Annotated in this window: 3 protein-coding genes; 1 reads left to right on the top strand and 2 read right to left on the bottom strand. The window is 64.8% G+C overall.

What is annotated here, in order from left to right; translation table 11 throughout:
• Window positions 1–388: 388 nt before the first annotated feature.
• Window positions 389–1,408: an IS110 family transposase gene (locus ABFE16_14830; protein MEN6346572.1), complete on the bottom strand. Its 1,020-nt coding sequence runs from the start codon at window positions 1,406–1,408 to the stop codon at window positions 389–391.
• Between the two features lie 555 nt (window positions 1,409–1,963).
• Between ABFE16_14830 and ABFE16_14835 the strand changes: the two genes are divergently transcribed.
• Window positions 1,964–2,437: a hypothetical protein gene (locus ABFE16_14835; protein MEN6346573.1), complete on the top strand. Its 474-nt coding sequence runs from the start codon at window positions 1,964–1,966 to the stop codon at window positions 2,435–2,437.
• Window positions 2,438–2,628: 191 nt separating this feature from the next.
• On the opposite strand, the gene ABFE16_14840 is transcribed toward ABFE16_14835, so the two are convergent.
• A complete protein-coding gene (locus ABFE16_14840) occupies window positions 2,629–3,609 on the bottom strand; it encodes a DUF362 domain-containing protein (protein MEN6346574.1) in 981 nt (326 codons plus the stop codon).
• Between the last annotated feature and the right edge of the window lie 427 nt (window positions 3,610–4,036).

Below are 4,036 nucleotides of genomic sequence, written 5' to 3' on the forward strand. Positions count from 1 at the left end.
CCCCTCAATGAAATGGCCTGTCAAGAGGGCGGGGCGAGCGGGTGTGTCCCTAGCCGTGAGACGTGCGTCCATCGCCGTTGGCCATGTGTATACATGGCCACGGATTTGCGGTTACGCCTTTGGCGGCCGGTGTCCGCAATCTACCCTGGGCGGGTTGCGGTCTGCCCTCGCCGTGCACTGTGCACCTGGCCTGCGCGTGTGGAGGCTTTCTCATCCCTCAATGGGTGCCGACGTCGCACAGGTTAACTTCGTAGACTGCCGGCTCCTAAACCTCTCCGGATCTCAGCGTCAGACAAGGGGAATGAGAGGACACCGGCAAACCGAAGTTCACGCGAAAGGGCCAGTCGAGCACAGCTCTGTCGTCCGGCTCAGGCAGCCCTAGTCTGGCTCAGGCAGCCGTTGCTTGGGACTGTTGCAGCCGCCGGTAGGCGTAGTACACGTCTTTGACAATTTCGCGGGCCGCCGCGATCTTCGCCGCGTTGGCCCCGTGACGGCTTTTGACCCGCAGGTACACCTCCTTGGCGCGGCTGGGGTGCCTGCTGTGAACCGTGGCCTGGGCGCACATCACCGCCCAGTAGCGCAGGTGTTTGTTGCAGCGTTGGGGCAGCCGCCCGGTGCGCGACTTCTCGCCGCTTTGCTGCACCGAAGGGGCCAGGCCGGAGTAGCTGAGGAGCTGTTTGACGCTGCTGAAACGCGCCAGGTCGCCCATCTCGGCCAGCATGCCCATCGTCGTGAGCAGGCCCTTGCCGGGCTGGGAGAGCAGCTCCTGGGCCAGCGGGTTGTGGTCGGCCAGGTGCTTGATCTGCTCGTCCACGGCCGCCGTGGCCTGGCGCACCTGCTGCAGCAAGGACACATAGAGGGCGCCGAGGAGGTTGTAGGGCGCCTCGACCGTCGCCAGCCACTGCCCCAGCTCCTCGGTGGCGTGGACGCCGCACAGGTTGGTGGCTGCGAGGAGCTTGCCGGCACGCGCCATCATCCCGCGCAGGAGGTTGCGCAGCATGGTGCCCATGCGCACCAGGGCCCAATGGGCGCGGGTCAGCTCGCGCAAACGCTGCACCTGGGGGTCGGCGAGATAGGCTTCGGGCAGGTAGTCATGGGCCAGGGCATCGAGCATCAGCAGGGCATCCCTCCGGTCGGTCTTGGCGCTGCGCGCCTGGGCCAGGCCACTGAGCTTCTGGGGGTCGACGAGATGGATCGCGCAGTCGAGTTGGCGCAGCCAGGTGCAGATCGCGGGCGTGCTGCGGGTGGCCTCGAGGGCGACGATCCAGGGGACTGGAAGGTCGCCGAGCAAGTTGGTGAAGGAGGCGCAGTCGGTGAGGATGCGCCCGACGACGGGCTGTTGACTGGAAGGATCAAGGTACGCGTATGTTGAAGTTGCCTGGTGCACATCAAAGGCGATGTGGGTCATGGTTTTTGGCCTGCCTTTCGTGGTGAAATGGGCGCGACACCCACTTCTTCGCCACCAGGCAGGCCATTTCATGTTAGCCTCTCCACGCGGTGGCGAGGGGGCAAAGGGCAACGGCAACAGATCACGGCAGAGGCCCCTCACCCCGGCCCTCTCCCGAGGGGAGAGGGAGCGAAGGGCAACGGCGGAAGGCCAAGACACCTCACTCCCCGGCTCCCTCTTTGCACGACTGGCGGTAACGGCTCACAGCTCTCGGAGGGGGCGAAAGGCAGAGGCGAGATGGGGATGAGGGACAGCAAGAGAGAGGGTGGAGGCGAGGCCCAAAAGGTTGTTTGCTTTTCCCGTAGACAGGGAACTTATTCATCGACTACTACGTCTTATAATATAAGTCGAGCAGGCGGGGCTGATCCCTCCCTACGGGCAGCCAAACGGACACTGGAAGGCCTCACCCTCCCTCCTTCCAAGCCGCGACTGCAGCCCCGCCTGATTTTTGTCTGCATAGCCCTACGGGCCTCTGAATCGACGTATTGGAGTGGTTCTACCAGAGGGTGGTTTGTGATGAAAACCTACCTTGCCTTCGCGACGATCGCACTTGTGGCCATCACGGCAACCGGCTGGGCTCAGCCCCAGGCCTTCGGGGGCATTCCAGGGACGCTGGGGACCCAGGGGACTGTGGGGGCTCAGGGCACTCTGGGGAACCAGGCGGTCGTAACGACCCCGCAGACTTGGGTGATGATCCCGATACAGCACGCTGACCCGGCGACTATTGCCATGCTCTTTGGAGGGTCTGTCATCTATGACATGACCGGCTCCGCAGGCGGCATGGGCGGCAATGGCAACAACGGCGGGTATGGCGGCGGCAACTATGGTTACGGTGGCTACGGCGGCCTCTATGGCGGCACCGGCGGTGTGAGCAACAACCGCCAGTTCGGCTCGAACCGTGGCAACAACAACAGCGGGTATAGCGAGAACTACGGGAGCAGCGGGTACGGCGGTCGCTCCTCGGGTTGGACTCGGGGCTCCGGCTACTAAGCCCGCGCAGGCTCGGGGCGGAGTTCGAGACCGACCTTCCAGCGAGAACCCATCCAGCGAAATGGCGAACATGTCATCGCCATCTCTCCCCAGCGTCGCCCGGTCCCTAGGGACCGGGCGACGTGTTTGTGGGCAGGTATTGGCGTAGCTTGCTCCGGACTGCCATGGCCGAGGTTTGCTGCGGGGTAGCCTCAAACGTCGACGAGGTCGATGTGGGCCAGGTCTGCCATGCCCAGTCCAAGACGTGCGCCGGTGAGCACGTGTCGGGCTGCCCCTGACTTCTCTATCGACTTCAACCCCAGTTCGGCCCGGCGCTTGTCCAGTATCTGCAGCCCTACGTAGTCGATGGCCACCGAATCGCGGGAGGCCAGGATTGCGTTGTAGGGCCAGGTCCACTGGGGCTGCGGACCCGGGCCGCCCTCAGCAATCGGCAGCAGGGCATCGGCAAGAACCAGGCGGGTCTTGGTGCGGATGTCGGGTAGCAGATTCACGTGGGCGGCAAAGGGATCGCAGGCGTTGGCATGGGCGTCCCAGGGGTTGTGGAAGGTCCCGTAGTGGTTCTTGAGGGCCAGCGTCATCCCCGCCATGCTATGGGTCTTGAGGATCGGGAGGTTGATGAGGGCCGTGCAGGTGGTCGTCACGAGCTTCGCCAGACGCCCGCGACAGGTGTGGATCGCGACGGGCTGCGGCTCCCAGTCCTTGTTCACGCCATAGCAGCGGACACCGGGTCCCCGGTTGATCTCGTAGCCGACCTTGGCCAGGTCACTGTCCGTGCGGTCCCAAACGATGATGTTGTCGGGCTTCACCTTCGCGAGCCTGCAGCCCTCGATGACGGCTGCTACGACCTGGGGGTGCGTGCTGGCGCCGATTCCGAAGAGGCAGTTGATCTTGAGGCCGACGACATCGTCGGGACGCAGGAACTCGGCCCAGGCTGCGGCAGGGGTGGACTTGCCGCTCAGCCCCATGACGGCGGCATGGACGGCCTCGGTCACCACGGGCTGATTGGGCTCGAGGTCAAGCGTGGCCTTCTGCCGGCGGGCACGCACGACTCGGGAACGGGGCTCCTCGGCAGCGGAGACCTCGGCGGCCCCCAGAGCAACCAGACCCGCTCCGGCTGTCATTGTTGTCCCCAGAAAGCTCCTGCGGCTGACCGGTCCTGCTGATCCTGTCATCGCGCTCACCTCGCCAACAGGTATGGCTGGTTCGGGTACAAGATTCGCAGCCTCAAGGCGTCTTCCTCCTCGGCGGCCGTCGGAGAGGGAGAGACAACGGCAACGCCACCTCACCCCCCGGCCTGTCTCTCCACGACACGGCAACGGCACCTCACCCCCTGCCTTCGGCATCCCCCTTGTATGATGCGCAAGGGCGTGGGAGGATGGGTCATTCCCCACGGTGTGTGGGGGAGCCCGTCTGCCCCCCTGCCCAGGGGGGCAGACGGCGCGCCGGCCAGACCGGATACCCCTGGGTCTTTGAGCCCGTTGGAGAGTTGGGTCGTCCGGCGCTACTTCCCACTGAGCCCGAACAGTTACCAGGGTGAACCCCGGATCTACAAGGTGGGGCCAGCGGAAAGGTGAAACTCATGTCCTGTGCCACCTTCGT

The sequence above is a fragment of the Armatimonadia bacterium genome (assembly GCA_039679385.1).
Taxonomy (GTDB): Bacteria; Armatimonadota; Zipacnadia; order Zipacnadales; family JABUFB01; genus JAJFTQ01.